Origin of the sequence: Spirillospora sp. NPDC047418 (genome assembly GCF_040643275.1) — a bacterium.
Lineage (GTDB): Bacteria > Actinomycetota > Actinomycetes > Streptosporangiales > Streptosporangiaceae > Spirillospora.
In genome coordinates, this window is sequence record NZ_JBEYTW010000006.1 from 100,555 (window position 1) to 125,475 (window position 24,921).

Sequence of the window (24,921 nt, forward strand, 5' to 3'; positions counted from 1 at the left end):
CGGTACACGTGGGCACCCGGGCGGGCCACGCCGTCCGGAATGTGGGGGTCTTGCAGCCGATACGCCCGGATCGGGCCGCGCGCCTACTGCTGCCCTATGTCCGCTTCGGGCCCGTCCCGGCGACGCTCGGCGCGATGTCGGCGCTGCGGTTTCCCGAGCGTACGGCGCTGATCGACGAGCGCGGGGCACTGTCGTATGCGGAACTGGAGCAGCGCGCCGCGTCGCTGGCCACTGCGCTCAGAGGCAGGCTCGGGGACGGGCGAGTCGGAATCCTGTGCCGCAATCATCGGGGATTCGTAGAGGCCGTTCTCGCGGCGTCCCGCCTCGGCAATGACGTCGTCCTGCTCAACACCGACTTCTCCGCCGCGCAACTCGGCAAGGTCGCCGAACGCGAGGGGATCGAACTGCTCATCCACGACGAGGAGTTCACCGCGACCGTCGACGACGCGCATTTCGCCGGACAGCGGTTGGTCGCATGGTCCGACAGGTTGGTCGCATGGTCCGACAGCGAAGCGGGAACACTCGAGTCGCTGATCAGCGACACTGCGCCCGAACCGCTCAACTCACAGCGGACCAGCAAAATCATCGTGATGACGTCCGGAACGACCGGCACGCCGAAGGGCGCCCGGCATGACATGTCGCTCTCGGCTCTGCTGCCGGTCGCGCTCACCCACGCGATGCGGGTCCCCGTCCGTTCCGGGGCACCGATCGTGATCGCGCCGCCGCTGTTCCACATTCTCGGCTTCGCCTACACAACGGTGGGCCTCGGAATGGGCATGCCCCTCATCCTGTCTCGAAGGTTCGACGCGCGGGAAACTCTCCGGGCCATCGCGGACCGCGAGGCGGAGGCGCTGGTCGCGGTCCCGGTGATGCTCCAGCGCATCCTGGACGTGGACGACAGGCCGGGGACACCCAGCCTGCGCGTGGCCGTGTCCGGCGGCTCCGCACTCCCCCCGCACCTGTCGGACACGTTCATGGACGCGTTCGGCGACGTCCTCATCAACGTGTACGGCGCGACCGAAACGGGCTGGGCCACCATCGCCACGCCGGACGACCTGCGGAGCGCGCCCGGCACCGTCGGGAAGCCGTCCCTGCGGATCACCCTCAAGATCCTCGATGAGGACGGACGGGAGGTTCCGCGCGGCACGACCGGCGAGATCTACACCGGCGGCGGCCTGCGGTTCGCCGGCTACACCGGCGGCGGGAGCAAGCGGATGCTGGACGGCCTGACGGGCACCGGCGACCTCGGCCACCTCGACGACGAGGGACGGCTGTTCATCGACGGCCGCGCCGACGACATGATCGTCTCCGGCGGGGAGAACGTGTTCCCGGGCGAGGTGGAGAACCTGCTCGGCCAGCATCCGGACATCGCCGAGGTGTCGGTAGCGGGCGTGGACGACGAGAAGTTCGGCCAGCGGCTCGCCGCCTACGTGGTGCGGACACCGGGCTCGGCCGTCACCGAGGACGATCTCAGGGCGTACGTGAAGAAGCACCTGGCCAGATACAAGGTGCCGCGCGACATCCGGTTCGTCCCAGAACTCCCGCGAACGAGCACGGGCAAGGTCAAGGCGAAGGCGCTGCCCGGGTGAGGGCGGCATCCGGGGCCAAGTCGCTGCCGGGGTGAGGGCGGCGTCCGGGGCCAAGGCCGCGTGGTCCCGGACGCGCCCGGTCACCGATCAGGCGGCCCCGCGGTTCTTGGCGGCCATGCAGATGCGGGCGAGGTCGTTGAGGGCGTCGGCGCGGCGTTCGTCCAGGGTGCGCCGGTCGCCCGGGCCGGCCTCGGCGAGGGTGTCGATGACCAGGGAGAACACGGGCCATTCGGCGGGGCCGATGGTGCCTTGGAAGTCGACGCCGTCCTCCAGGTCGTCCAGGTCGAGGTTGCGGGCGAACGTGGCGAGGGCGGCCTCGGCGGCGACGATTCCGATGCGCATCGCCAGCGCGGCGGGCTCGCGGTCGAGAGACCGCACGGTGGTGGAACCCATGGTCGACAACATAGAACATATGAGCGATCCGCGTCGAACATTTGGTCGAAACCGTTATCCGGCGATCGCCTGCTGGAAAAGGTACGTGTGCGTGAAGTGCAGGACGCCGTCGACCATGCTCGGACGCATGCCGGTCGCGGGTCCGCCCGCCAGCTCGTCCTCCAGTTCCCGCCTGATCTGCGCGGCGTCCCCGTCCGGGGTCTGGGAGAACTCCAGCCACGGGTCGAGCGGGCGGACGTAGTCGAACCGCTCGGCCCGTTTCACCTCGGCACCGGCCGCCGTGACGAGGTCCGCGACCTGCGCTTCAGTGAGCATGGTGCCGTGGGACGGGTCGCGGAGGCGTTCGATGCGGTCGGCGTCGCCCGCCAGGCCGTCCGGGCGGATCAGGTCGGCGATGATCAGCGCGGCGCCGGGGCGGCTGACCCGCACCATCTCCCGCACCACGGCCTCCGGCGCGGCGACCTGGTGCAGCGAGAAACGCGTGACGACCAGCGTGTAGGACCGGTCGAGGTAGGGCAGTGCGGTGGCGTCGCCGCGCGTGAAGGTGAGGTTCATGAGGCCCGCGTGGTCGGCGTCGCGCTTGCCTTCGGCGAGCATCGCGGGGGTGAGGTCGAGGGCGGTCACGTGCCGGACGCGGTGGGCGATCGCGCGGGACACGAGGCCGGTGCCGGCCGCGACCTCCAGGACGACGTCCTCGAGGTCGAGTTCCGGGTCCATGAAGCGGACGAGCTGATCGAGGTGACGGGTGAACGCGACGTTCCGCCTCGGGTCGGCGAAACCCGCCGCCTGCTTCGAGAACTCCTGTACGACCTTCTCGTCGTGGGTCACCGTCACCGTCGCCTCCCTGAATGGTTGCCCGGATCATCCCCGAAAGCACGAACGGTGAACAGGGGTAGGTGAGACTCATCACGCCGTTACCGGTACAAATCACACCACGGAAGTGCTGTCAAGGAGCGCGGCGGGCCCGGCCCCCGCCCGGTGGGTCGGTCACACCGCGGGGACGCCGTCGAGCAGGGCGGCCAGCCCGGTGGCGTCGAGCAGGTCCGCGGGGCGGACGGTCACGTTGGCGCTCACGTAGTGAAAGGCCGCGCTGACCTGCGATACGTCCACCCCGGTCAGCTCGGCCCACGCCAGCCGGTACGCGGCCAGCTGCACGGACACGAACCGCGCCTCGTCCCCGGACGGCGGCGAACCCGTCTTCCAGTCGACGACCTCGTATCCGCCGCCCGGCGACCGGAAGACGGCGTCCATCCGGCCGCGGACCAGCCGGTCGCCGATGATCGTCTCGAACGGCACCTCGATGTCGAGCGGTTCCCGGGACGCCCATTCCGATGCCTCGAACCGCGACCGCAGCCGTTCGAGATGGGAGTCGTCGACGGCGCCCTCGTCGGCGGCGCCGGGCAGCTCGTCCGGGTCCAGCAGGCGCTGCTGGCCCCAGCGGCTCTCCAGCCAGGCGTGGAACGCGGTGCCGCGCCGCGCGTAGGGGGCGGGCGGGCGCGGCATGGGTCGCCGGATCTGCCGGGCCAGCGCCGCCGGGTCGCGCGCGAGCGACACCAGCGACGACACCGACAGGTGCGCGGGCAGTTCGACGAGCAGGCCGTCCCCGCCGCGGCCCCGGTCGCGTTCGGCGAGCAGCAGTTCGACGTCGCGCGCCCACGCGGTCATCCGGCCCCGGTCGGAGTCGGACAGCCCGGTGTCGCCGGCCCAGTGCCGCGTCCGGCCGGCCATCTCGTCCTCGACCATGCGGGCGCCCTCGACGACCGCCTCGTACCGTTGGCGGGCGGTGAGGTCGGACTGGCCGCGCTCGCCGGGCGCGGCGGGCCACTGCGCCTCCTCGGGGTCGGCGAGCAGCGGGTTCGCGGCGCCCTCCTCCGGCGGGTCGGTCCACACGGCGACCGACCCGGCGCCCGCGACGCAGATCGCGCGCACCTCCTCCAGGAACGGCGACGGCCCGAGCGGGCGCCCCGACGACCCCCACCAGTACCCGGTCGTGATGAGCAGGCTGGACGCCCGGGTGACCGCGACGTAGGCGAGCCGCCGCTCCTCCCGCAGGTCGCGCTCGGCGCACGCCTGGTCGAACGCGGCGAGGTCGTCCTTCTCCAGCCCGGTCAGCGGGGGCAGGTCGGCGCGGTCGCCGCGCAGCATGAACGGCAGGACGCGCGGGTTCGCCGTCCAGCGGGTGGCGTTCTGCGGCGGCGACGGGAAGATCGACCCCTTGGCGGGGCCGCCGTTCTTCTGCGGCGCATGCGACAGGCCCGGCACGACGACGACGGACCATTCCAGGCCCTTGGACGCGTGGACGGTGAGGAGCTTGACGCTGTTGGTCTCCCCGACCCGTCCGGCCTCCAGCCCGAACTCCTCGGTCTCGGCGGCCTTCAGGTAGGCGAGGAACGCGCCGAGCGTAGCGTCCTCGGCGTCGCCCGCGAACGTGGCGGCGGCGTCGATGAACGCGTCGAGGTCGGCGCGGGCGGTGACGGGGTCGAGCCCGGACCGCGCCGCGACCTCGATGTCGAGGCCGAGCGCCCGCTCGACCTCGTTGACCAGGTCGGGCAGCGGCAGCCCGACCTGGCTCCGCAGGCCGCGCAGCTCGTCGCGGAGGCGCCGCAGCCGCCCGTACCCCTCCGGCGAGTACGCCTCGGCCGCCCCGAGGTCGTCGAGCGCGTCGACCAGGCTCCCGGTCTCCTGGTTCAACTCCCCGACGAGTTGCCGGAGCGGATCATCAACGGCCGCCCCGTCCGCAGACACGCCCCCGTCCGCAGACACGCCCCCGCCCGTCAGCTCCGCCCCGTCCGCAGACACGCCCCCGCCCGTCAGCACAGCTCCGTCCGGCGGCGCGGCGCCCGGTGGTGGCGGGGTGGCGGTCGGTTCCTCGGGGAGTGGGCCGTCGGCCGGGGGTTCGTCCGAAGGCGGCCCTGGGCGTTCCGGTGGGGTGATGTCGCGGGCGGAGTCCTGGGCCAGGGTGCGGGCGCGGCGGCCGAGGGCGACGAGGTCGCGGGGGCCGAGGCGCCAGCGCGGGCCGGTGAGCAGCCGGGCGAGGGACGCGCCGGCGGTCGGATCGTGCATGACGCGTAGGGTCGCGACGACGTCCTGCACCTCGGGGACGGTGAGGAGCCCGCCGAGCCCGACCACCTCGACCGGGATGCCGCGCGCCTCCAGGGCGCGCCTGATCAGCGGGAACTGCGACCGCTTCCGGGCGAGGACGGCGATGTCGGAGTACTGGAGCGGTTCGGCCTGCGGGCCGCCGTCGGGCGCGGTCTCGGGGTCGGCGGCCATGAGCCCGGCGAGGCGCGCGGCGATGCGGTCGGCTTCGTCCTCGACGGTGGGGAAGAGGGCGCATTCGACACGTCCGCGCCCTTCGCGTCCGGCGCCCGGGATGAGGCGCGGCACGGCCTTCGTCTCGGCGCGCAGCTCCTCCTGCACCTTGGCCGCCGCCTCGAGGATCTGCTCGCCGTTCCGGAACGACCGGCTCAGCTGGACGACGGGCGCCGGCACAGGCCGGCCTCCGTTCACGCCGGGCTGGAGCGGGAAGTCGTAGGCGAACCGCAGCAGGTTCCCGGCGCTCGCGCCGCGCCAGCCGTAGATCGACTGGCACGGGTCGCCGACCGCCGTCACGGGGTGCCCGCCGGTGAACAGCGACCGCAGCAGGACGAGCTGCGCCTGCGAGGTGTCCTGGTACTCGTCCAGCAGGACGACGGAGAACCGGGACCGCTCGATCAGCCCGACCTCGGGATGCCTGGAGGCGATCCGCGCGGAGAGCGCCATCTGGTCGCCGTGGTCGATGACCTCCCGGTCGGCCTTGGCGCGCGCGTACGCGTCGATCAGCGGCATGAGCTGCTCGCGGACGGCGTGCTTGGCGAGGATGTCGCGCTGCGCCTTGAGCGGCTTCCTCACCACGGCGAACCGCTCGTCCAGCCAGCCGCCGACCTTGCGGACGTCCTCGGCGGTCCGCAGATGCTCGGCCAGGTCACCGGAGAGCTCCATGACGGCCTTGGTGACGGTGTCGGGCTGCCAGTCGATGCGGTCCATGGGCCCGTTGTAGGCGTCGACCACGCGCGAGCAGATCTGCCAGGCGACGGCCGGTGAGATGAGCCGCATGGTGGGTTCGAGGGCCTCGCGCAAGGCGTGGTCGCCGAAAAGCCGCGCCGCGTACGAGTGGTACGTCGACACCATCGGCTCGCCGTCGAACAGGGCCTCGCCGCCGAGCCGTTCGAGCTCGTCCCCCGGCAGGACCTCGCGGAGCTTGTCGAGCCGTTTGCGCACGCGCACGCCGAGCTCGGCGGCGGCCTTGCGGGTGAACGTCAGCCCGAGGACGCGTTCCGGCCGGACGAAGCCGTTCGCGACCAGCCACACCACCCGTGCGGCCATCGTCTCGCTCTTCCCGGACCCGGCGCCCGCGATCACCGCCATCGGCGCCATCGGCGCCTCGATCACCCGCGCCTGCTCCTCCGTAGGCGCCGGGATCTCCAGCAGCCGGGCCAGCTCTCCCGGCGTGATCACCTCGCTCCCCCCGAGCTATGAGTCAGTCTCCGACCTGCCCGCCCTCGTCATGGACGGGGCAGCAGGAGCGTACGGGACAGGTGCGACACTTGTCGTTCGCGCGCGCCTGGAAGACGTCGCTCGCCATCCCCGTGGCGACGATCTCGATGAGCTTCTTCGGCCATTCGGGGTCGGCGTCCTCGGCGGGCGGCGGCTGCTCCTGCTCGCGCGCCTTCGCGGTGAACGCGGCCTTGCCGACCTGGATGAGCTTGGCCCCGCCGGGTTCGATGAGCCCGTGCCGCTCGAACGCGCCGAGCATCACCGCGTACTGGTAGACGCCGAGCTGCGGGTGCCGGGCGAGGTCGTCCTTGGGGACGGCCGTGGTGGAGGTCTTGATGTCGATGATGACGGCGCGGCCCTGCTCGTCGCGCTCGGCGCGGTCGATGCGGCCCTTGATGACGACGCGCCCGAGGTCGACCTTGAAGGACTCCTCCAGCGCGACGACCTCGTTGGGGTTGTCGCGATGCCAGGCGAGGAACTTGTCGACCATCGTGCCCGCCTGCTCGCGCTGCTTCTCGGAATACCAGGAGCTGCGGAACTCCAGGTCGTTCCAGATCTCGTCGAGCCGCTCGGCGACGTGCACCTCGTCGATGCCGTCGTCGGCGCCGACCATCTCGGCGACCGCGTGGATGACCTTGCCCATCGTGCTGTACTCGTTGGGCCCGCCCTCCTGCGCGCCGACGGCGGAGGCGAGCAGCCAGCGCAGCCCGCAGGTGGTGAACGCCTCGACCTGGGACGGGGAGATGGTGATCTGCTCGTCGTCGGTGAACGCGGGCCCGGAGTCGGACAGCGCGGTGATGGCGTACCAGTTCTCCGGTCGCGCGCCTCGCACGCCCGCGCGCGCGAGCCGGGCCAGGTGCCCGGCGGCGGCGCGCCTCAGCGGTTCGGGACGGGACGGGTCGGCGACCACCGAACGCAGGTCGGCGACGAGCGCGGACAGCGAAAGCCACCGGGTCTTCTCGTCCAGTTGCGACTGTTCGATGGCGCCTGGGAGCAGCTCGTTCAGGAACCGCGACGGCCGTTCTTCGGTGTCGTCGCCGCCGACGGCCGTCACGACGAGGCGCTTGCGCGCGCGCGTCACCGCGACGTAGAAGAGGCGCCGTTCCTCGTCCAGCATCTTGGCGGCCATGGAGGCGCCGGCCGCGGCTTCGCCGTCCGGCTCCGCCCCGGCGGCATGCTCGATCAGTTCCTCGACGCCCAGCAGCGACCCCCGCAGGCGGACGTCGGGCCAGACGCCCTCCTGGACGCCGGCGACGACGACCACGTCCCACTCCAGTCCCTTGGAGCGGTGCGCGGTGAGGATCCGGACGGCCTCGCCCTCCGGCGCCTGCTCGGCCAGGGTGTCGCCGGCGATCTCCTGGGACGCGATGTTGTCGACGAACAGCTCCGGTCCCGCCTGGGGAAGCCGGTCGACGAACCGTGCCGCATGGTCGAACAGCGCCACGACGGCGTCGAGGTCGCGGTCGGCGGCCGCACCGCGCGTGCCGCCCTTGACGCTCTGCTCCAGCAGGACGTCGGCCTGCCCGCTCTCCTGCCATACGGCCCACAGCACGTCCTCGGCGGTACCGCCGTCGTGCACGGACCGCCGTGCCACGTCGATCAGATGCGCGACCCGTTCAGCGGGCGCCCGCACCTTCTCGTGGACGAGAATCAGCTCGCGGGGGTCGTTGACCGCCGCGATCAGGAGCTCCCCCAGCGGACGGTCCCCGCCGGACAGTTCCTCCAGGTCGCGCAGGGCCCGCTTGAGCCGCCGCATGGCCAGCGCGTCGGCACCGCCCAGCGACCCCGTCAGCAGGTCTTCCGCGACCTCCTCGTCCAGGAAGCCCTTCTTCAGCGCTGCCCGCAGCAGGACCAGGAACGGCCGGACGGCGGGCTCGCCCATCAGCGGAACCTCGTCACCCGCGACGACCACCGGCACACCGGCCTGGGCGAGCGCACGCCGGAGCACCGGGACCTGCCGCACGGCGCTCCGCACCAGGACGGCCATACGCGACCACGGCACGCCGTCCAGCAGATGGGCGCGACGCAGTTCGTCGGCCACCAGAGCCGATTCCTGGCTCTCGGAGTCGGCGATGACGGCGCGCACTTCACCGTCGTCGAGTTCCTCCACGGGATGCAGCGCCCGGTGCTCGGCGGCCCCCGCCGACCCGGCGGGCAACCTCCGCGCGATACGGCGCGACGCCGCCAGGATCTCCGGCCCCATCCGGCGGCACGTCCGCAGCGCCACCACGGGCGCGGGCTCGCCGTCCAGCGTGAGGAAGCGGTTGGGGAACTCCTGGATCCCCCTGACGTCGGCGCCACGGAACCCATAGATCGACTGGTCGGGGTCACCGACCACCACGAGGTCACGTCCCTCCCCCGCCAGGTAGTGCAGGAGGGCCTCTTGCGCGGGGTCGGTGTCCTGGTACTCGTCGACGAACACCACGTCGTAGGCGTCCCGCTCCCGGATCCGCACCTCTTCCTCCGCGAGCATGGTCGCGGCCATGCGGATCAGCTCGCCGTAGTCGTAGGTGGGCACGGGGTCGAGAAGGAAGCGGTCGACGTACCGGTCCATGAACCCGCCGATGGCGGGCCAGTCGTCGCGCCCCCGCATGCGTCCCAGCACGACGAGGTCTTCGGGGACGTACTGGCGCTCGACGGCGCGCAAGGTGAAGTCGCGCAGCTCTTCGGCGAACCCGCGCGTCGCCAGCGCGGCGCGCAGGCGCTCCGGCCAGTCGCGCGCGCCGTCGGCCAGCTCGCCCTCCAGCAGCCGCCGCACTTCCAGGAGCTGCTCCGGCCCGGACAGCAAGCGCGGGGCGGGCTCTTCGTTCAGCACGGCGTCCCGCCGGATCAGCGCGTACGCGTAGCTGTGGAAGGTGAGCGCCAGGGGCGTGCGCGTCGTCCGGTGGAGGCGCCCGGTGATCCGCTCCCGCAGTTCCCCGGCCGCCTTCCGGCTGAACGTCAGGACGAGCACGCGCTCCGGGTCGACGCCCCGGTTCTCGATGCGGTCGACGACCGCCTCGACGATCGTCGTGGTCTTCCCGGTGCCCGGCCCCGCCAGCACGAGCAGCGGCCCGCCGGCGTGCTCGACGACCCGCCGCTGCTGCTCGTCGAGCACGGGCGGGACGCTCCGCGCGGGACCGGCGCGGCGCACGAGACGGTAGGAACCAGAGGGCACAACAGTTCATTGGAACAGATCACCGGGACGGTTCTGACCACAACGCACGCATGTCGCCCAGGAGAAAACCCACACCGGTCGCTCAGGCTGTGGCGACCTTCTCCTTGAAGGCGCGCAGGGCCGCCGCGCCCACGGACTTGTCCTGCTCGCCGTTGCCGCCGCTGACGCCGACGGCGCCGACGACCTCGCCCTCGTGGACGATCGGGAAGCCGCCCACGAAGATCGCGAACTTGCCGGGGTGGGTCTGGTTGATGCCGAACGCCTCGTTGCCGGGCAGGGCGGGGCCGTTCGGCGGCTCGTTGAACTTGTGGGTGTCGCGCTGGTGGCCGGCGGCGGTGAACGCCTTGGCGATGGCGATCTCGACTCCGGTGAGGCGGGCGCCCGTCATGCGGTGCAGCGCGATCGGGTGGGCGCCGTCGTCGGCGATGCAGATCGTCTGCCTGACGCCGATCCGGCGCGCCTCCTCCTCGGCCGCGGTGAGCATGACGAGGGCGTCTTCCAGGGTGAGCCGGTGGACGGTGTGCACGGGGCCTCCAGTCGGGCGCCGCCCCCCAGTCGAAATGTGGGGGGTATTGCCGTATTCGGAATGGTCAAGCAGGATGTGACAGACGGTTTTTCCGATTCCGCGCCGTCCGCCACGAACTCCTCCACTCCCGTCAGTCTCGGAGGACCACGTCCGTCGAGGCTATGTACACTCTGCCGAACGAACCCGACGGGATGTGGGCACATGGCACATCACCCTGCGATCGTGACGACCACCGACGGCCAGGTGCCGGTCGGTACCCTGCTGGCCGAGCCGCTGCTGCGCGGCACCCTGCTCGCCGGGCGCGACGGGCTCCGGCGCGGCGTCGGCTGGTGCCTCCCGCTGTCGGAGACCCGCCGCTACGGCGACGAGCGGGACGCCGACCTCGCCGGGGTCGCCGTCCACCTCCCGGTGACCGCGCTGGCCGTCGCGGACGAGGCCGCCGCGCTGATCGCCGACCTCGCCCGCCGGGACGCCGCCGCGCTGCTGGCGTGGCGCCCGCCCGGCGTCGAGTCCGACCTGGTGGCGGCCGCGCACGCCGCCGACGCCGCCGGCCTCCCGCTGCTGGCGCTGCCGGCGGAGGCCGACTACCGGGCGGTGAGCCGGCTCATCGGGCAGAAGGCCCTGGCGCAGTCCGCGCACATCCTGGAGTACGGGACGCGGGTGCACCGGATGCTCGCCGAGGTCCTCGCGCGCGGGCCGGGCGTGCCGGCGATGGCGCGGGCGGTGGTCGGGCTGTCCCGGTGCAGCGTGCTGATCTGCGACGCCGACGGCGAGCGCCTGGCCTGGGAGGAGGCGCCGGACGCCGCGCCGCCCGACCCGGACGCGCTGCTGTTCGCGCTCCCCGGCGACCTCGCCCGCCCCGCGGACGATCCCGAGTTCACCGACGGCAGCACGCACGCGGCGGAGGTGCGGGTGCGCCTCGTCCCGGACGCGCCGCCGGTGTACGCGCTGGTCACGCCGGTGCTGGTGGGCGGGCAGATGTTCGGGCGGATGGTGCTGGTGGAGCGATCCAGCCCGCCCGATCCGCACGACCTGGCGCAGCACCGGATCGTCGCCGAGCACGGCGCGACGCTGGTCGGCTCGGAGATGCTGCGGCAGCGGTCGGTGCGCGCGGCGGAGGAGCGGGCCCGCGGCGACTTCGTGGAGGCGCTCGTGCACGGCCGGTTCGCCGACTCCTACGAGCTCGGGGCGCGGGCCCGGCACCACGGCTTCGACGTGGACGGGCACTTCGCCGTGCACGTGGTGGCGGCGGCGTCGCTGCTGCCGGTCGGCCGCGACTACCTGCGCCGGACGGTGACCGCGACCCGCACCGCGCAGGACCTGGAGCCGGGCGGCTGCGCGCTGACCGCCGCGATCAGCTCGACGATCGTGGTGATCCAGCAGGTCACGGCGCGCTACGACCCGATCAGGCAGCGCGGGGAGGCGGCCCGGTTCGCCGAGCGGCTGCACCGGGCGCTGCTGCCCCAGCTGGGCGACGACCTGCGGGTCGCGCACGGCCGCCCGGGGCAGGGCGCCGCCGGTGTCGCGGCCGGGTACCACGAGGCGCGGCTGACGATGGGCCTCGCCCGGCACGCCGCCGCCGACCCCGTCTGCGGGTACGACGACCTGCGCGTGTTCGCGGCGCTGAAGGACGTCGCCGACAGCGCGGAGGCCCGCTCGTTCGCCCGCGAGACCCTCGCCCCGCTGCGCCGCGCGAACGGCGGCGACCTGGAGCGGATCGTGCTCGCCTACATCAGGACGTCGGGGAACCTGAACGCGGCGGCCCGCGACCTCGGCCTGCACCGCAACACGATGCTGTACAAGCTGGACCGGGCGTCCCGCGCCCTGCGCATGGACATCCGGTCGGCGGACGCCCAGTTCACGTTCTGGCTCGCGCACCACATCGACAAGCTGACGGCGGTGACCGGCGCGCTCGCCGACGAGATGGCTCCCCCGGCCCCCGCCGGCTAGGCGGGGTCGGGGCCGGCGAAGGAGGACAGGAGGCCGAGGGCGGCCGTCGCGGCGCAGACGGCGAACACGACGCCGAAGGCGGGGGCCTGGTCGAGGACGGCGCCGACCCAGGCGGCGCCGAGCGCGGAGCCGCCGAAGCGGAGCAGGTTGAACAGGCCGAGGCCGGCGCCGCGGCGTCCGGCGCCGGAGCGGGTGGCGCCGGTCGCGGCGGGCGTCTGCACGAACGCCACGCCGGCGCCGGTCAGGGCGAGCGCGGCGAGCAGCCACGGCACCGTCCCGGACGCGGCGAGGACGGCGGCGACGAGCACCTGCCCGGCGATGAGGAGGACGAGGCCGCCGCGCAGCACGGCGCGCGGGGACAGCCGTTCCATGAGGACGCCGGTGACCGGCCCCAGCACCGCCATCATGACGGGCAGGCTCAGCAGGACCATCCCCGCGTACAGGGCGCCGGTGTGCCGTTCGGTGGTGAGGTAGACGGGGACGGCGAGCAGCGTGGCGCCCAGGCAGAACATCTGCGCGAAGGCGCTGAGGCAGGAGCGCAGGTAGCGGGCCTCCAGCAGGAGCCGCGGCGGGAGGAACGCGTCCGGGCGCCCGCGCGCGGACGCGACATAGGCCGCGGCGGCGAGGAGTCCCGCGAGGGAGCCGGCCCAGACGACCGGTGACGTCGCGCCGAGGGTCGCGGCGGCGGACGTGGCGCCGAGACCGAGCCCGGCGGCGATCGTGAGCAGGGCGGCGCCGCGCCAGTCGAGCGGGACGTGCCGCGGGCGCCCGGCCGGGACCAGCCGGACGGCCAGCGCGGCGGCGGCGACGCCCAGCGGCACGACCGGCCAGAACACCGCGTGCCAGCCGAACCAGGTGGCCAGGCCGCCGCCGAGCGTGGGCCCGGCGGCCTGGCCGACGCCGTTGGCCGCCGCCCACAGCCCGAGCGCCCGGCCGCGCCGCCCGCCGCCGAACAGCCGCGCGATCAGCGCCATGACGGCGGGCAGCATCGCGGCGGTCGCGACGCCCTGCACCGCGCGCATCGCGACGAGGGTGGCGAGGTCGCCGGCGAGTCCGGCGCCCGCCGAGGCGAGCGCGAGCAGCAGCATCGCCGCGACGAACACCCGGCGCGGGCCGCAGCGGTCGCCGAGCCACCCCGACACCGGCAGCAGGACGGCGAACGGGAGCGCGAACCCGATGACGATCAGGGTCCCGGCGGAGATCGAGGCGTCCAGGTCCCGCAGGATCAGGGTCAGCGGGACGTTGACGATCGTGTTGGCGACGGTCCCGGTGAACGTGCCGAGCAGCAGCGGGACGAGCGCCGCCCACGGGCCCCGCCCGGCCCCGCGCGGCGGCGGGTCAGGCTCGCCCAACGGGCCTCCGCCGCCGGGGCCCGGCGTCCGCGGCGTCCTCCGGGGGGAGGCGCACGTAGATCTGCCCGTCCTCCTCCTTCGCCGGATACACCTTGATCGGCTTGGTGGCGGGCGGGGTGATCGGTTCGCCGGTCGCGAAGTCGAACACGCTGCCGTGGCAGGAGCACAGCAGCCCGTCCTCGGTGGCCCGGCCGGACGACAGCAGGCAGTCGAGGTGCGTGCAGTAGTTGGACATGGCGTGCACCTCGCCGTCCCAGCGGGCGACGGCCACCTCGGCCTCGCCCACGAAGAAGCGGCGGACGACGCCCTCGGGCACCTGGCCCGAGCGGGCCACGCGCTGGTACTCCATCGGTCACTCCCCGGTGAGGCGGTCGAACAGGTCGGTGAGGTCGGCGTCCTCGTCGCGCAGGACGTCGGGGTCCAGGACGGCGTCGCAGGCGATGAGCTGCCGCGCGACCGCCAGGTCGGCGCCGCGGTCGATGGTGAACGCGCCGCGCAGCACGCCGCCCGCGAGGTAGAAGGCGATGAAGTCGAAGTCCTCGACGCGGCCCCGGACGACGAGGCGGTCGGCGCCGTCGCCGAAGCCCGCGTGCTGGACGGCATGGCCGAACTGGTCCGACCAGAACCACGGCGGCGCGGTGTGCGGGGACCTGCCGCCGAGCATGTTCTTCGCCGCCGCCATGCCCTGCGTGCTGGCGTTGTCGAAGTGCTCGGCGCGGACGTGCCGGCCCAGCGCCGGGCGCCACTGGCAGGCCACGTCGCCGGCCGCGTAGACGCCGTCCAGGCCCGTCCGGCAGTACTCGTCGACGGGGACGCCGCCGGCGGTCTCGATGCCGGCTCCGGTGACGGGCTCGACGTTCGGGACCATTCCGGCGCCGACGACGACCACGTCCGCCTCCAGGGACGTCCCGCCGCTGGTGGTGACGATGCCCGCCGACGGGGTCTCCTCGTAGCGCTCGACCTTCTCGCCGGTGCGCAGGTCGGCGCCGCTCGTGCGGAGCATCGCCGCCATCACGTCGCCCATCAGGTCACCGAGGACGTGCCCGAACGGCCGCGCCGCCTGCTCGACGATCGTGACGTGCGCGCCGAGGTCGAGCGCCGTCGAGGCGACCTCGCAGCCGATGAACCCGGCGCCGATCACCACGAGCCGGGTGCCCGGCCGCAGCTCGGCGCGGAGCCGGTCGGCGTCGGCGACCGTCCGCAGGTACCGGACGCGGTCGCCGTCCACACCGGGCAGCCGGCGGGGGCGCCCGCCGGTCGCGATGAGCACCGCGTCGCCGCGCAGCGCCGACCCGTCCGCCAGTTCGAGCGACCGCTCGGCCGGGCGGATCGCCGTGACCTCGGTGCCGAGCCGGAGCTCCACGTCGTTCGCCGCGCACCAGTCCGGGGTGAGCACGCACAGCTCGTCGCGGTCCTGCTCCCCCGCCAGGTACTCCTTCGACAGCGGCGGACGCTGGTAGGGCGCGTCGTGCTCGGCGCCGACCAGCGTGACCCGGCCGCCGAAGCCGCGGCGGCGCAGCGTCCGGGCCGCGACGGCGGCGGTCTGCCCCGCCCCCGCCACCACAACCGATTCCATCACGGCCTCTCCTCGCTCACGGCTGCCTGCCTGCTCACGGCTGCTCCCCTGCTCACGGCTGCCTGCCTGCTCATGGCTGCTCCCCGGACAGGACGCGGGGCCTCGGGTCGACGTAGACGACGTCCCCGTCGACGCGCACCGCGTGGCTCGGCTGGCACTCGTCGCGGTCCTCGACCCGGCCGGTCGCCGGGTCGAACACCCACTGGTGCCCGGGGCAGATCACCCGCCCGTTGAGCACGACCCCCTTCGACAGCGACCGCTGCTTGTGGATGCACACGTCGGCCAGCGCGTACACGTCGTCCCCGACGAGGAACAGCGCGATCTGCCGTCCCTCCACGGTCACGGCGAGACGTTTGCGCCGGCGCACCTCCGCGAGCGTCGCCGCCGCCACCCACTCGCCCGTCTGCTGGTCCACGGGCGTCCCTCCTCACATGCGGTCCGGCGGCGGGACGGGGCGCGCCCGCCCCGCCGGCCGGAATCGGATCAGGCGCCGACCAGGTCGGGCTTCACGTAGGAGTCGTAGAGGCCCTGCGTGTAGGAGAACCGCATCTCCGCGCCCCACCGGCACATCCGCAGGCAGCGCTGCTGCAGCTCCGGGGTGTCGGCGTGGTCGAGGACGATCTGGTAGCCGCGCTCGCCGTGCACCACGTCCGAGGTGATGTGCAGGTCGAAGAACTCGATCTCGTCCTCGGTGAATCCGTAGCTCTCGCGCAGCGGCACGATCTGCTTCTTGTAGATGCTCGGGACCTGCGACTCCAGGCCGACGACGAGCGCCGCCGTCGCGACGACGAAGTGCTCGCGCATCGAGACCGCGTAGCACCAGGCCTGGAGGCCGCGGGTGATGGCGTTCATGTTGGACGGGTCCTCGACCCGCTCCCGGGTGGTGCCGCACGCCTCGGCGAACCGGATGAGCAGGTCCGTGTGCCGGATGTCGGCGAGTTCCTCCTCGTACATGTTCTGGAGCGTGAAGTCCTTCGCGCCGGTGAACTCGTCCGGCGTGTTGGCGTAGACGTAGGCGAGGTAGTCGGCGAACGGGCCCACGTAGTGGTAGTGGTTCTCCGCCCAGCGGGCGAAGTGCTCCCGCTTCAACTGGCCGTCGGCCCACGCCTGGCTGAACGAGGCGTCCTTCGCCTCACGCCCCTTCATGGCGTTCTGCAGCTCGGCACGGAACGCGTCCTTGGACAGCAGCTCTGCCATTTCCCTTACTCCTTCCGGGCCCTTTCTCGGGTCCATTACCGGGGTGAGATGTAGACGCTCTTCTCCTGCGTGTAGAAGAGCATCATCGAAGGTCCGGCCTGCTCCTTGAACGTCTGCGTGCTCGATTGCCCGAGCCCGCCGAACGGTACGGTCATCGCCATTCCGGACGTCGGCTGGTTGACCTTGACGAGCCCGCTCTCGGACCGGCGCGCGAACTCCAGCGCCCGGTCCAGGTCGCGGGTGACGATCCCGGCGGACAGCCCGTACTCGGTCGCGTTCGCCAGTTCGATCGCCTCGCCGAGCCCGGACGCGCGCTGGAACGCGAGCACCGGCCCGAAGATCTCCTCCCGCGCGATCCGCATCCGCGGGGTGACGCCGTCGAAGACCGCCGGCCGCACGAAGTAGCCGCCGCCCTCCAGGCGCCGCCCGCCGGTGACGAGCTCGGCGCCCTCCTCCTCGCCGATCCGCACGTAGTCGAGGAACTTCTCCAGCTGGAAGCCGGCGGCGAGCGGCCCCATGTCGACGCCTGCCTCCAGCCCGTTCCCGACCGTCCTCGCGTCCGCCGCGCGGGCCACGCGTTCGAGCAGCTCGTCGTGGACGGCGTCGTGCGCGATGACGCGGCTCGTCCCCGTGCACGCCTGCCCGGACAGCCCGAACGCGCCCTTGGCGATGATCTGCGCGGCGCGTTCCAGGTCGGCGTCCTCCAGGACCACCACCGGGTTCTTGCCGCCCATCTCCAGCTGGCAGCGCCGCGACGGCCCCATCGCCGCGTGGACGGCGCGGCCGGCCGCGGTGGAGCCGGTGAACGTCACGGCCCCGACCCGCTCGTCGGCGGCGAGCGCCGCACCGGCCCCGGCGCCGCCGTGTACCAGCGCGATGGCCTGCGGCGGGAGCCCGCCCGCCAGCAGCGCCTCGACGAGCCGCTGCGCCAGCAGGGGCGTCACCGGGCTCGGCTTGAACACCACCGCGTTGCCCGCCGCCAGCGCGGGCCCGATCTTCCTGGACGGGATGTTCAGCGGGAAGTTCCACGGCGTGATGGCCCCGACGACACCGACCGGCTCGCGCCGCGTGTAGACGATGCCGCCGTCGGCGGCGGGGTAGCTCCGCCCTTCGATCCGGTGCGCCTCGGCCGCGTAGAACCGCAGGTTCCGGGGCGTCCGGGAGATCTCCATCGCCGCCTCGGCGCGCGTCTTCCCCTCCTCGCGCACCAATTCGACGACCAGATCGTCCGCCCGCTCCTCAAGCCACCGCGCCGCCGCCTCCAGCACGTCGGCCCGCTTCTCGGCGGGCGCGGCGCCCCACAGGGCGGCCCCTTCGACGGCCCCGGAAACGGCCGCTGCCACATCGCCGGCCGACGACTCGGGGAACTCTCCGACGAGGTCGCCGGGATCGGCGGGGTTGTGCCGCCGGAACGTCGCCCCCGACGAACCCGGCGTCCATTCCCCGCCGGCGAAGTTCAGGCCCTTGTGCACGGTCACTCGTCCTCCACGTTCATGTCGCGGGCGATGGCGTTCGTGTCGCGGGCGATGGCGGTGAGCTCGACCTCGACCGGGGCGCCGCCGGGCAGGGCGCGGACGCCGACGGCGCTGCGGGCGGGACGCCCGAGGCGCGGCGTCAGCCCGTCCAGGACGGCCGAGGCCGCGTCCGCCACCGCGGACAACTCGGTGAACCCGTCGGCGCACGCGATGTAGACGGTCATCCGCATCCAGCGCCGCACGCAGCCCAGGTCCCCGACCGTGATGGCGGCGACCGCGTTGCGGGCGGCGAGGGCGGCGGCCTCGCCCGCCTGCCGGACGTCCAGGTCGCGGCCCACCAGCCCCGTCGCGGTCAGCCGGCCGTCCACGCGCGGGGTCATGCCGGCGCTGGTGACCAGCAGGTCGCCCGCGCGGAGCGGCTCGGCGGCCGCCGGGACGTAGGCGCCCCGGGGGCGCGGGGCCGGGGGCAGGTCAGACACCGAGGCTCACCCCGTCCTGGCGGGGGTCGGAGGCGCCGAGGAGGGCGTCGCCGGTGACGGAGACGAGCTGGGCGCCGCCGCCCCCGCCCCAGGCGTCCTGCACGGTCACGTCGTGGCCGCACGCGCGGAGCGCCTCGATCCGCGCGGCGCCGAGGCGGGACTCGACGCTCAGTCCGGGCGGGCCGCCCAGCACGTCGGCGTCGCTGCCGGGGTGGACGGTGAAGCGGGGCGCGGCGACGGCGGTCGCGGGGTCGTGGCCGTGGTCGAGGAGGTGCGAGATGAGCTGGGTGTTCCACTGGACCTGGCCGTCCCCGCCCGGGGTGTTGCCGACGTGGAGAAGGCGCCCGCCGGTGCCGGTCACGAGCCACGCGTTCAGCGTGTGCAGCGGACGGCGCCGGGGCCGCACCTCGTTCGGGTGGCCGTCGATCAGGTAGGCGCCGCGGCCGAGGCGGTTGTTCAGGACGATGCCGGTCCCGGGAACCGTGATCCGGGCGCCGAAGGTGAAGGCGAGGGAGTGGATGAGGTTCACTGCGCGTCCCTCGGCGTCCACCGCGACCATCGAGGTGGTGTCACCGGCGACGGGGACGGGCGAGGCGACGGTGCCCTGGAGTTCGCCGGCGTCCAGGCGGGCGCGGGCGTCCGCCAGCGCGTCCGGGGCGAGCAGCGTGCGCCAGTGGTCGCTGTCGGCGCCGCAGCCGGCGAGGCGGTCGGCGAACGCCACGCGGGCGGCGGACGCCATCCGGTGCACGGCCTCGGCCGACAGCCACGGCAGCTCCGCCAGGACGCCGTCGCAGAGGCCGGCCTGCTGCGCGACCATCCAGCCGGGCGTGGGCGGCGGCGTCAGATGGACGGTCGCCCCGCGGTAGGTGCAGGTCAGGGCGGGTTCCGGGGCCGAGCGGCCGCTCGCCATCCAGTCGTAGCCCGAGAACGGCGCGCCCGCGTCCACCAGCGCGTCCACGGACCGTTCGGCGAGGGCGCCCGCGTAGAGGTCGCCGGGGTCGGCGGCCAGCCGGCGCAGCGTGGCGCCGAGGGCGCGCTGGACGATCGGCTCGCCGGTGCGCGGGACGCGGCCGCCGGGCAGGAAGACCTCGGCCGTGCCCGGGTCGCGGGCGAGCGCGCCGCGGCGTTCGACGATGTCGCCGCGCGTCTTGGCGGTACAGGGCAGGCCGTCCTCGGCGGCGGTGATCGCGGGCGCCCACAGTTCGGGCAGGCCCCGCGACGCGGAGTCGGCGTGCAGCGCGGCGAGGGCGGCGACCGCGCCCGGCGCGGCGACGGCGAGGGCGCCCTCCAGCGGGAGGGCGCGCAGGCCGCGGTCCCGGTAGAAGGCGGGCTCGCCGCCGTCCGGGCCGAAGCCGCTGCCGCCGAACGCGGCGACGGAGCCGTCCGGGCGGCGCAGCAGCACGAACGCGTCGCCGCCGACCCCGCACTGGCCGGGCAGCGCGAGCCACGACAGGGCGGCCATGGCGAGGGCGGCGTCCACGGCGTTCCCGCCGTCCGCGAGCACGCGGGCGCCGGCGAGGCTCACCGCCGGATGGCTCGACGCGACCATGCCGCCGGACCCGGTGGCGGACCCGGTGGCGGACGCGACGGCGGGGCCGCGCCCGGGCAGTCCGAACTCTGCTGACATGCCGCCAGTGTCGGCGCGGCCAGATCAGCGCCGATACGGACCGAGTGCCGAGAATCCGGCGGATTCCTTGGGCACCGTGCACACACCCGGTGCCCGCCGCGCCTTCAGCGGCCCGGGGCCCGGCATCGTGCACAAAATGACTAAGCCCGCCGTGTGCACGTTCCTCATTGTTCACCTCTCGCCAATCGAGCAGATTCTCTGCAACCGTTGCGCCCATCGCTCCAGCCAGAGGCGCGTACAGGGAGGGGGGTTCCTTTGGGAGCCGCTCACTGGATCTATCTGTCCGGAATCGTCCTCATCATCGCCGTCATGATCGCTCGCAAGAACGTCGTCATCCCCGCGGTCGCGGCGACGTTCCTCACCGCCTGGGTCTTCACCGGGAACTTCGTCACCGGGCTGGAGTCGATCTTCAACGCCAGCCTGACCGCGGCGACCGAGCTGTTCAGCATCTTCCTGATCATCGCGCTGGTGACCGCGCTGCTCGGGTCGCTGCGCGCGCTCGGCGCCGACCGCCGCATGGTGGAGCCGTTCCGCGTCGTCATGCGGTCCGGCCACTCCGCCTTCTGGGTGCTCGCGCTCGTCACCTACGTGATCAGCCTGTTCTTCTGGCCGACGCCGGCGGTGCCGCTGATGGGCGCGATCCTGCTGCCCGCCGCGATCGCCGCCGGGCTGCCGCCGATCAGCGCGGGCATCGCGATCGCCATCGCCGGGCAGGGCATGGCGCTGTCCAGCGACTACGTCATCCAGGTCGCGCCCGGCCTGTCGGCGAAGGCGGCGGGGGTGGACACCGGCGCGGTCGCCGACCGCGCCATGGTGCTGTCGCTGATCACCGGCGGGGTCGCGCTCGCCCTCGGCTACCTGATGACCCGCGCGGAGTTCCGCAAGCCGGACGCCGCGCTGCTGGAGCGCTGGGAGGCCGGCGAGTCGGAGGCCGACGCGGCGGCGCCGCGGCGGTCGCTCATCCGGGTGCTGCCGCGGCGCCGCGCCGTGCGGACCGGGGCCGCCGCCGGTGCGGGCTCCGTGGCCGTACTCGACTCGGGGCCCGGATCGGGCGGCGGGTCCGGTGCGTCCGGCGGGGCGGGTGCGTCCGGCGGCGGGGCGGACGCCGGCGACGTCATGGCCCGCGAGGCGCTGTCGTCCCTGAACGGCGGCGACGTACCGGGCGCCGACTGCCCGCGCCGGTCCAAGGCGTTCGCCACGATCGTCCCGCTGGCCCTCATCGGGCTCGTCTGCTACATGATGCTGGGCAAGTTCACCGGCCTCGTCCCCGAGGTCGTCGGCGGGGACGCGGCCGCGCTCGTCGGCGGCGTCGCCACCGCGCTGCTGCTGTCCGCCACGATCTCCAAGGACGGCCGCGGCAGCCTGGAGCGGTGCGCCGACCACATCGTGGACGGCCTCGTCTTCGCGATGAAGGCGATGGGCATCGTCATCCCCATCGCCGGGTTCTTCTTCATCGGCAACGCCGACTTCGCCGGGAAGATCATGGGCCTGGGCGAGGGGGCGAAGGCGCCGGCGTTCCTGTTCGACATCGTCGTCCGGATCCAGGACGCCATCCCCGACAGCCAGTACGTCGTCGGCTTCGGCGTCCTGATCATCGGCATGCTCACCGGGCTGGACGGCTCCGGCTTCTCCGGGCTGCCGCTCACCGGGTCGCTGGCCGGGTCGCTCGGCCCCGCGTCCGGCGTCGACCCGGCGCTGCTCGCCGCGATCGGGCAGATGGGCTGCATCTGGGCCGGCGGCGGCGTGCTGGTCGCCTGGTCCTCGCTGATCGCCGTGGCGGGGTTCGCGCGGGTGCCCGTCCTCGACCTCGTGCGCCGCGCGTTCCTGCCCGTCGTCGCCGGCCTGGTCGTGGCCACCGTCGTCGGGCTGATCATCTACTAGGGAGCGTTGTGACCGCCTCGTCCGACCTGTCCCCCGCCGCCGCGGCCACCGCGGCGGCGGGGGCCCGTCCCGGCGGCCCGCTCCGGCTGCGCGCCGCGCTGCTGGTGCTGCTCACCTTCGGGTCCGGGACGACCGACATCGTCGGGTTCCTCGGCATGGAGAAGGTCTTCACGGCCAACATGACCGGCAACATCGTGCTGTTCGGCCTCGCCGCCGGGGAGGCGAACGGCGCCGACCTGGCCCGCTGCGGCGCCGCGACGCTCGCGTTCGCGGTCGGCCTGCTCGCCGGTTTCCGCATCGCCGGGCGCCACGACCCCGGCCGCGTCTGGCCGCCGCGCATCACCGCCGTCCTCGCCGCCGTCCTCGCGCTGCAGACCGCCTTCCTCGCGGGCTGGACGCTCACGGACGCCGAACCGCGCGGCGGCGAACTGCTCGTCCTCATCGCGCTGTCGTCCACCGCGATGGGCGCGCAGACGGCGGCGGCCCGCAGCCTGGCCGCCGACGGCATCACCACCACGTTCGTCACCGGGACGCTCACGTCCATGATGGGCGGCCTGGCGGTCGGTCAGGGCGGCGCCGCCGGCCTGCGCACCGCCGTGATCCTCAGCCTCGCCGCGGGCGCCGCCGTCGCCGGCGCGCTGATGACGAGCGCCCCCGTCCTCGCCGCCGCACTCAGCCCCCTGGTCCTGGCCACCGTGATCGCCGGCGCCTTCCGCCTCCACCCCGCAACAACCCCCTGACCGCCGGCACCACCCGGCGGCGGCGCCCCCAGACCCTTCAGGAGGCCCTGACCACCGCACACGCGTCATGCCGACGCGGCGGCGGTGCCCTGGACGCCTCAAGATGGGCTCGACCAGCGCGCACGCGTCATGCCGACGCGGCGGCCGTGTCGCTGTACGCCTCAGGTGGGGCCTGACCAGCGGGCGCGGGGCATGTCGACGCGGCGGCCGTCGGGGCGTAGGGGGGTGCCCTCGGCGCGGTAGTGCTCGTGGGCGCGGCCCTCGTGGCACTGCGGCGGGCTCCCGTCGGCGCGGATCACCCGCCACCACGGGACGGCGCCGCCGTACAGCGACATGACCCGGCCGACCTGCCGCGGGCCGCCGCGTCCGACCAGTTCGGCGACGTCGCCGTAGGACAGGACCCGGCCCGGCGGGATGCGCTCCACCGCGTCCAGCACCGACTCGGCGTACTCGTCAGGTTCGGACCACATCCGTCGATTCTCCCGGATCGCGCGGGGCGCCGCGCACGGCCACGGCAGCGCCCGCCAGGCCGAACAGTGCCAGCGCGCACACCAGCAGGTAGGTGACGACCAGCCCGCCCGAGCGGTGCACGACCTGCGCGGGCCGGGCGGGGCCGTCCGCGAACCGGCGGTCCGCGGAGAGGCCGGCGCCGCTCATGCGGGCGCCCGCCAGGGCGTCGGACGCGATCAGCGCGGCGGCGGCGTCGACCCGCCCGAACCCGACCGCGCGGTCGTAGCCGCGGTCCGGGCGGTTCCGGGTGCCCGCCACGATCGCCTGCGTGACCAGCGCGGGCGCGAGGCCCGGGTGCCGCGACCTGATGAGCGCGGCGATGCCGGAGACGAACGCGGTCGCGGGGCTCGTGCCGTCCCCGATCCAGTAGCCGCCGTCCGGCCCGGCGCCGATGATCTGCACGCCGGGCGCGGACACGACGACGCCCGAGTTGCGGTTGGAGAACCCGGCGTGCCGGCCGGCGGCGTCCACGGCGGCGACGGAGATGACGCCGGGGAACGACGCCGGGTAGGAGTACTTGGTGTGCCCGCCGCGCTTCGCCGTCCGGTCGGCGCCGCCGTTGCCGGCGGCCGCCACCACGACCACGTTGCGGCGGATCGCGTAGGCGACGGCCTCGCGTTCGCGCGGCGTCGGGTACGAGCGGCCGAGCGACAGGTTGATCACGTCGGCGCCGTGGTCGACCGCGTAGCGGATGCCCTCCGCGATCGTCCCGGCGAAGCGCTCCGCGCCGGTGAACGCCGCGAAGCCCGGTTCGTCCCGTTCCAGGATGACCCGCAGCGACAGCAGCCGCGCCTCGGGCGCGACGCCGATCATCCCCAGCGCGCCGCCGGGGCCGTGCCCGTGCCCGGCGATGATGGACGCCATGTTGGTGCCGTGCAGCCGTTTCGGCCGGACGCCCGCAGGCCCTGCGCCGCGCGTGAGGTCGGGGCCCACGGTGACCGACCCCGCCAGGTCGGCCTGATCGGGGTCCACGCCCGAGTCGAGGACGGCGACGGTCACGCCGGCGCCCTTCGCCATCGTCCACGCGCGGGGCACGCTCAACGATTCGAGGACGGGCATCGCGGCGTCCCGCACCTGGTCCGCGCGGGCCGGGGCGGCGGGCATCGCGACGAGCGCCACGGCGGCCAGCGCGGCGGCGAGGCGTCTCAGCACCGCCACTCCCGGTCGCCGCAGCGGACCTTCGCCGGCGCCGCCAGCGGCCGGAGCACGCCCCGCACCAGCTGCGGCACGAGTTCGGCCAGGTCGGCGAGCGTCCCGCGCAGCGTGGGGCGCCCGTCGGCGTACCCGGCGGTCGCCGCGACCACGTAGGGCCCGCGCTGCGCGGCGGCGGACGTCTGCCGGGCCGCGTCGCCGAACCGCGCGGCGACCGAGCCGGGGAACGGCAGCGCCCGCAGCCCGGGGGCGGGCCCGTCGTCGGGGAACCAGGCGACCGCCTCGCGCGCGGACCGCTCATCCGGGAACACCACCACGCCGACCGTCACCGCGACGCCCTGCGCCTGGTCGAGGTAGGTGGCGCGGAGCACGGCGCGGCACCCCCGGGACGTCAGGGACCGGACGAGCGCGTCATCGGCGGCGGTCTCGCAGCGGGTGTCGGTGCCGATGCCGACCCGGCGGGCCTTCTCCGGGGCCGCCTGGCCGAGCGTGTACGGGATCTCGGCGGGGAAGATCCGCCCGGCCGGCCAGCTGCGGTAGCGGCCGGCCAGTTCCGCCGCGGTCGCCGCGGCGCGCTCGCCGGCCGTCGGGCCGCGGGTCAGCTCCGCCGACAGCCGGACCCCGGCGACGACGAGCACCGTCGCGCACGCGGACGCGGCCACCAGCGCGGCCGTCCGGCGCGACACCCGCCGACCGCCGTACGGCCCGCCCGATCGCGGTTCCGGCTCGGTGCCCGGGGCGGTGATCTCGGCGCGCGCCACGCAGCGGAGCGTAGCCGAAG

At 74.2% G+C, this 24,921-nt stretch carries 20 protein-coding genes; 4 read left to right on the forward strand and 16 right to left on the reverse strand.

All coding sequences use genetic code 11. From position 1 onward, the window contains the following. Nucleotides 1-41 precede the first annotated feature (41 nt). The gene (locus ABZ806_RS05695) at nt 42-1,589 is read left to right on the forward strand and encodes an AMP-binding protein (RefSeq protein ID WP_500215658.1); all 1,548 of its coding nucleotides are present in this window, start codon (nt 42-44) and stop codon (nt 1,587-1,589) included. An 87-nt stretch (nt 1,590-1,676) separates the two neighbouring features. On the opposite strand, the gene ABZ806_RS05700 is transcribed toward ABZ806_RS05695, so the two are convergent. The 5 genes from ABZ806_RS05700 to ABZ806_RS05720 all read right to left on the reverse strand — a co-directional run bounded on the left by ABZ806_RS05700 (nt 1,677) and on the right by ABZ806_RS05720 (nt 10,201). Next, nucleotides 1,677-1,982: a hypothetical protein gene (locus ABZ806_RS05700; RefSeq protein ID WP_500215659.1), complete on the reverse strand. Its 306-nt coding sequence runs from the start codon at nt 1,980-1,982 to the stop codon at nt 1,677-1,679. A gap of 54 nt (nt 1,983-2,036) precedes the next feature. Then, nucleotides 2,037-2,816 (reverse strand): class I SAM-dependent methyltransferase, encoded by a 780-nt coding sequence (locus tag ABZ806_RS05705; RefSeq protein WP_500215660.1) that lies wholly within the window; start codon nt 2,814-2,816, stop codon nt 2,037-2,039. A gap of 153 nt (nt 2,817-2,969) precedes the next feature. Continuing rightward, entirely contained in the window at nt 2,970-6,479 is a 3,510-nt protein-coding gene (locus ABZ806_RS05710; protein ID WP_500215661.1) for an ATP-dependent helicase, read from the reverse strand. Nucleotides 6,480-6,501: 22 nt separating this feature from the next. After that, nucleotides 6,502-9,615, reverse strand: a complete 3,114-nt coding sequence (locus ABZ806_RS05715) for an ATP-dependent helicase (protein WP_500215662.1) — start codon at nt 9,613-9,615, stop codon at nt 6,502-6,504. 142 nt (nt 9,616-9,757) lie between these two features. Then, nucleotides 9,758-10,201, reverse strand: coding sequence for a GlcG/HbpS family heme-binding protein (locus ABZ806_RS05720; protein ID WP_500215663.1), 444 nt, complete (start codon nt 10,199-10,201; stop codon nt 9,758-9,760). Between the two features lie 222 nt (nt 10,202-10,423). Between ABZ806_RS05720 and ABZ806_RS05725 the strand changes: the two genes are divergently transcribed. Then, nucleotides 10,424-12,151, forward strand: coding sequence for a PucR family transcriptional regulator (locus ABZ806_RS05725; RefSeq protein WP_500215664.1), 1,728 nt, complete (start codon nt 10,424-10,426; stop codon nt 12,149-12,151). Here ABZ806_RS05725 and ABZ806_RS05730 read toward each other — a convergent pair. From ABZ806_RS05730 to ABZ806_RS05765, 8 genes are all read right to left on the reverse strand, one after another. Further along, nucleotides 12,148-13,503, reverse strand: coding sequence for an MFS transporter (locus ABZ806_RS05730; protein ID WP_500215665.1), 1,356 nt, complete (start codon nt 13,501-13,503; stop codon nt 12,148-12,150). The two genes, ABZ806_RS05725 and ABZ806_RS05730, sit on opposite strands and share 4 nt — an antisense overlap. Next, the gene (locus tag ABZ806_RS05735) at nt 13,490-13,852 is read right to left on the reverse strand and encodes a Rieske (2Fe-2S) protein (RefSeq protein ID WP_500215666.1); all 363 of its coding nucleotides are present in this window, start codon (nt 13,850-13,852) and stop codon (nt 13,490-13,492) included. Before ABZ806_RS05735 ends, ABZ806_RS05730 begins: the two co-directional genes overlap by 14 nt. A gap of 3 nt (nt 13,853-13,855) precedes the next feature. Beyond that, a complete protein-coding gene (locus ABZ806_RS05740) occupies nt 13,856-15,079 on the reverse strand; it encodes an NAD(P)/FAD-dependent oxidoreductase (RefSeq protein ID WP_500215735.1) in 1,224 nt (407 codons plus the stop codon). A 70-nt stretch (nt 15,080-15,149) separates the two neighbouring features. Next, entirely contained in the window at nt 15,150-15,494 is a 345-nt protein-coding gene (locus ABZ806_RS05745) for a Rieske (2Fe-2S) protein (protein WP_500215667.1), read from the reverse strand. 68 nt (nt 15,495-15,562) lie between these two features. Beyond that, nucleotides 15,563-16,276: an iron-containing redox enzyme family protein gene (locus ABZ806_RS05750; RefSeq protein WP_500215668.1), complete on the reverse strand. Its 714-nt coding sequence runs from the start codon at nt 16,274-16,276 to the stop codon at nt 15,563-15,565. A gap of 35 nt (nt 16,277-16,311) precedes the next feature. Then, entirely contained in the window at nt 16,312-17,754 is a 1,443-nt protein-coding gene (locus tag ABZ806_RS05755; RefSeq protein ID WP_500215669.1) for an aldehyde dehydrogenase family protein, read from the reverse strand. Continuing rightward, nucleotides 17,751-18,230, reverse strand: coding sequence for a RidA family protein (locus ABZ806_RS05760; protein WP_500215670.1), 480 nt, complete (start codon nt 18,228-18,230; stop codon nt 17,751-17,753). The genes ABZ806_RS05755 and ABZ806_RS05760 overlap by 4 nt, the downstream gene beginning before the upstream one ends. Continuing rightward, entirely contained in the window at nt 18,223-19,857 is a 1,635-nt protein-coding gene (locus ABZ806_RS05765; RefSeq protein ID WP_500215671.1) for a gamma-glutamyltransferase, read from the reverse strand. The genes ABZ806_RS05760 and ABZ806_RS05765 overlap by 8 nt, the downstream gene beginning before the upstream one ends. A 309-nt stretch (nt 19,858-20,166) precedes the next feature. Here ABZ806_RS05765 and ABZ806_RS05770 point away from each other — a divergent pair, with 309 nt between their 5' ends. Together ABZ806_RS05770 and ABZ806_RS05775 are read left to right on the forward strand one after the other, a co-directional pair. Continuing rightward, nucleotides 20,167-21,738 (forward strand): hypothetical protein, encoded by a 1,572-nt coding sequence (locus ABZ806_RS05770; protein ID WP_500215672.1) that lies wholly within the window; start codon nt 20,167-20,169, stop codon nt 21,736-21,738. Between the two features lie 8 nt (nt 21,739-21,746). After that, nucleotides 21,747-22,478 carry a YoaK family protein gene (locus ABZ806_RS05775; RefSeq protein WP_500215673.1) on the forward strand — a complete coding sequence of 244 codons (732 nt, stop codon included), beginning with the start codon at nt 21,747-21,749 and terminating at the stop codon, nt 22,476-22,478. A 161-nt stretch (nt 22,479-22,639) separates the two neighbouring features. Here ABZ806_RS05775 and ABZ806_RS05780 read toward each other — a convergent pair whose 3' ends face one another. From ABZ806_RS05780 to ABZ806_RS05790, 3 genes are read right to left on the reverse strand one after another with little or no spacing between them, the layout of a single operon-like run. Continuing rightward, complete coding sequence (locus ABZ806_RS05780; protein WP_500215674.1) at nt 22,640-22,948, reverse strand: MGMT family protein; 309 nt, start codon at nt 22,946-22,948, stop codon at nt 22,640-22,642. After that, on the reverse strand, nt 22,932-24,140 hold the full coding sequence (locus ABZ806_RS05785) for a S8 family serine peptidase (protein WP_500215675.1): 1,209 nt from the start codon (nt 24,138-24,140) through the stop codon (nt 22,932-22,934). Before ABZ806_RS05785 ends, ABZ806_RS05780 begins: the two co-directional genes overlap by 17 nt. Continuing rightward, complete coding sequence (locus ABZ806_RS05790; protein WP_500215676.1) at nt 24,134-24,901, reverse strand: hypothetical protein; 768 nt, start codon at nt 24,899-24,901, stop codon at nt 24,134-24,136. Before ABZ806_RS05790 ends, ABZ806_RS05785 begins: the two co-directional genes overlap by 7 nt. Between the last annotated feature and the right edge of the window lie 20 nt (nt 24,902-24,921).